Origin of the sequence: Clavibacter lycopersici (genome assembly GCF_003576405.1) — a bacterium.
In the GTDB taxonomy this organism is placed as follows: domain Bacteria; phylum Actinomycetota; class Actinomycetes; order Actinomycetales; family Microbacteriaceae; genus Clavibacter; species Clavibacter lycopersici.
In genome coordinates this window covers 1-2,939 of the sequence record NZ_QWGT01000295.1, presented here as the reverse complement: position 1 = coordinate 2,939, position 2,939 = coordinate 1, and the positions used below count along the sequence as shown (strand labels likewise).

Below are 2,939 nucleotides of genomic sequence, written 5' to 3'. Positions count from 1 at the left end.
GTGCCGCAGCGCGTGCCGCAGCCGCACGCCCGCCTCCGACTCGCCGCGCGCCCGGGCGGCCAGCGCGAAGGGGGAGTCGAGCGCGTCGAGCAGGGCCTCGCGCATGATCTGCCCGAGGAAGCCGGCCAGCGGGATCGCGAGCGTGAGCACCGGCAGCACGAGGCCGGCCGGCGAGGTCCCGCTCACGGCCGGCAGCCAGCCGAGGCCCGTGGAGAAGACCAGGATCAGCACCACGCCGATCCAGAAGTGCGGCAGCGAGGCCGCCACGATCTCGACGCCCGCGCCGACGGCGCCGGCCACGCGCCCCGCGCCGGTGGAGACGAGGGCGAGGCCGAGCGCGAGGATCCACGCCACCGCGAGCGCCAGCACGGCGAGCAGCAGCGTGCCGGGCAGCTGCCGCGCGAGCACCGTGACGACGTCCTCGCGGAGGGCGTACGAGCGGCCGAGGTCGCCCTGCGCGAGGCGGCCGAGCTGCGCGAGGTACTGCGCGAGGAGGGGCTGGTCGAGCCCGTACTCGGCGCGCACGGCGGCCACCGCCTCGGGCGGCGCCTGCGATCCCGGGCCGCCGAGGATCGCCTGCGCCGGGTCGCCCGGGATCAGCCGGACGGCGAGGAACGTGACGGTCGCGACCGCCCAGAGCACGAGGACCGCGCCGCCGATCCGGGCCCCGACGGCCCGCAGGAGCGCGGGATGACGGGAGCCGGACGCGGGGACGGCGCGGCCGCGCGTCACCGGGCGAGCCAGGTGTCGTACAGGGTGGGCGTCGCGACCGACGGCAGGGCGCGGAGGCCCTGCACATCCGTCCCGTGCAGGAAGTGGTTCTGCTGGTCGTAGAGCGGGAGGATCCAGTACCCCGCCATGACCCGCTGCTGCACGTCGGCGTAGAGCGCGTTCCTGCGGTCGAGGTCGGTCGTGGAGCGCGCCTCGGCGAGCGCCTGGTCGATCTCCGGCACCGAGACCTTGGCGTGGTTCGCGAAGTAGCCGCTGGGCGCGGGCGTGATCCCCGAGGTGTCGTAGAGGATCCGCAGCACGTCGGGGCCGGCCTTCGTGTACGGCGCGCTGACGAGCTCGTACGCGTCGTCGCCCAGCGCCTCGTACCAGGAGCCGAGGTCCATGGGCTCGAGCTGCACGTCGAACCCGACGGCCTTCACGTTCGCCTGGATCTGCTCGAACAGCGACTGCTCGGCGGGGATCGACTGGTTGGTGCTCACGGGGAAGCGGAGCGTGAGGCGCTGGCCGTCCTTGGTGCGGATCCCGTCGGCGTCCTCCGCGGACCAGCCGGCCTCGTCGAGGAGCTCGGCGGCGCGGTCGGCGTCGATGGCGAACAGGTCGGGGTCGGAGACGGCAGCGGGCTCCGTGCTCGCGAGCGGCGAGTACGAGCGCTCTGCGGTGCCCTGGAACAGCGCGGTGATCCCCGCGTCCACGTCGGCGGAGCGGATGAACGCCTCGCGCACGCGCTCGTCGTCGAACGGCGCCTGGCCGGAGTTCAGCTCGATGCGGTTGGAGGCGCCCGGCCGCGGCGCGTCGAGCTCGCCGAGCGCGTCGCCCGCCGTCGCGGAGGCGATCGCGTCGGGCTGCGCGTTGTCGATCACGTCGACCTCCCCGCTCTGCAGGGCCGCGTAGCGGGAGGCGGCGTCCGGCAGGAAGCGCCAGTCGATGCGCTCCAGGTACGCGGGACCCGTGTGCGCGGCGTCCGCGGGCGGCGACGAGTAGTCGTCGTTGCGGACGAGCGAGATCGACTGCTGGCGGTCCCAGCGCTCCACGCTGAACGGGCCGGTGCCGATGGGCTGCGCGCAGTTCGCGTCCGTGCCGCGGGCTATCCCGGCGGGCGACTCCATCGCGAGCCACGGCTGCGAGAGCGACTCGAGCAGCGCGCTGTCGGGGGTCGAGAGCGTCAGCTGCACGGTGGACGCGTCGACCGCGGTCGCGTCGCTGATCGCCTGCAGCGCGAGGTAGCCGGTGGAGGAGAGCGTGGCGGGATCCTGCACGTGGCGGATGTTCGCGACCACAGCGTCGGCGTCGAACGGGGTGCCGTCCGTGAAGGTGACGCCCTGGCGCAGCTCGAGCTCGAGGCCGAGGCCGTCGTCGCTCCAGGTCCAGCTGTCGGCGAGCCACGGCGTGATCCCGCCCTTCCCGTCGAGCGACACGAGCGGCTCGAGGAACTGGGAGGAGACGAGCGCCTGCGGGTAGTTGCCGCCGACGTGCGGGTCGAGGCACTCCGGCTCGGCGTCGCCGGACGCGTAGACGAGCGTGCCGCCGGACACGGGCGTGGTCGACGCCTCCGGGGTGGCCGAGGTGCAGCCGGTGAGGACGAGGGCGGACGCCGCGAGGGCGCCGAGGCCCGCGAGGGCGCGGGCGCGCGAGGTGGGGATCATGGGAGCTTCCGTCAGGGGCGCCGCTCGGGCGCTGGTTCGGGTGTTTCTGTACCGCGTCCAACAATACGCGGTGCCGGCGACCCCGGTGCGCCAGGATGGGCGCATGACCTCCGCCCGTCCCGCCGGCCGCCCGCGCCGATCGTCGCGCGCGACCCTCGAGGAGGCCGCCGCCGAGCTGTTCCTCGAGAACACCTACGCCGCGACGACCGTGGAGCAGATCGCCCAGCGCGCCGGGGTGAGCCGCGCCACCTTCTTCAACTACTTCGCCTCCAAGGCCGACCTGCTCTGGGCCGGCCTCGACGACACCCTGCGCGCGTGCGGCGACGCGGTGTCCTCGGCGGATCCCGCCGCCCCGCCCGTCGACGGCGTGGTCGACGCGCTCATCGGCGCCGCGTGCTCCCGCGGCGAGGGCTGGCTGCCGCTCGCGCTCACGCAGCACGAGGTGATGGGCCTCGGCGCCGACGTGCAGGGGGAGGGGGTGGCGCGCGCGGCACCGCTCGTGGATCCCGTCGCGCAGGCCCTCGCGCGCGCGTCCGGACGCCGTGCCTCGGACGCGCCCGTGCG

3 protein-coding genes are annotated in these 2,939 nt (G+C 75.0%); 1 reads left to right on the top strand and 2 read right to left on the bottom strand.

From position 1 onward, the window contains the following. Together DZG00_RS14120 and DZG00_RS14115 are read right to left on the bottom strand one after the other, a co-directional pair. Positions 1-732, bottom strand: a 732-nt coding sequence (locus DZG00_RS14120) for an ABC transporter permease (protein WP_147360018.1), incomplete at its 3' end; no start/stop codon positions are given. Then, on the bottom strand, positions 729-2,375 hold the full coding sequence (locus tag DZG00_RS14115; protein ID WP_119382899.1) for an ABC transporter substrate-binding protein: 1,647 nt from the start codon (positions 2,373-2,375) through the stop codon (positions 729-731). The genes DZG00_RS14115 and DZG00_RS14120, both read right to left, overlap by 4 nt. A 103-nt stretch (positions 2,376-2,478) precedes the next feature. On the opposite strand from DZG00_RS14115, the gene DZG00_RS14110 reads away from it, so the two are divergent. Then, the coding region (locus DZG00_RS14110) for a TetR/AcrR family transcriptional regulator (protein WP_119455753.1) at positions 2,479-2,939 on the top strand (461 nt) is incomplete at its 3' end.

What these genes read in the sequence shown, in the direction of transcription:
- DZG00_RS14115 (WP_119382899.1), bottom strand. Translation starts at nt 2,375, where the DNA reads ATGATCCCCACCTCGCGCGCCCGCGCCCTCGCGGGCCTCGGCGCCCTC.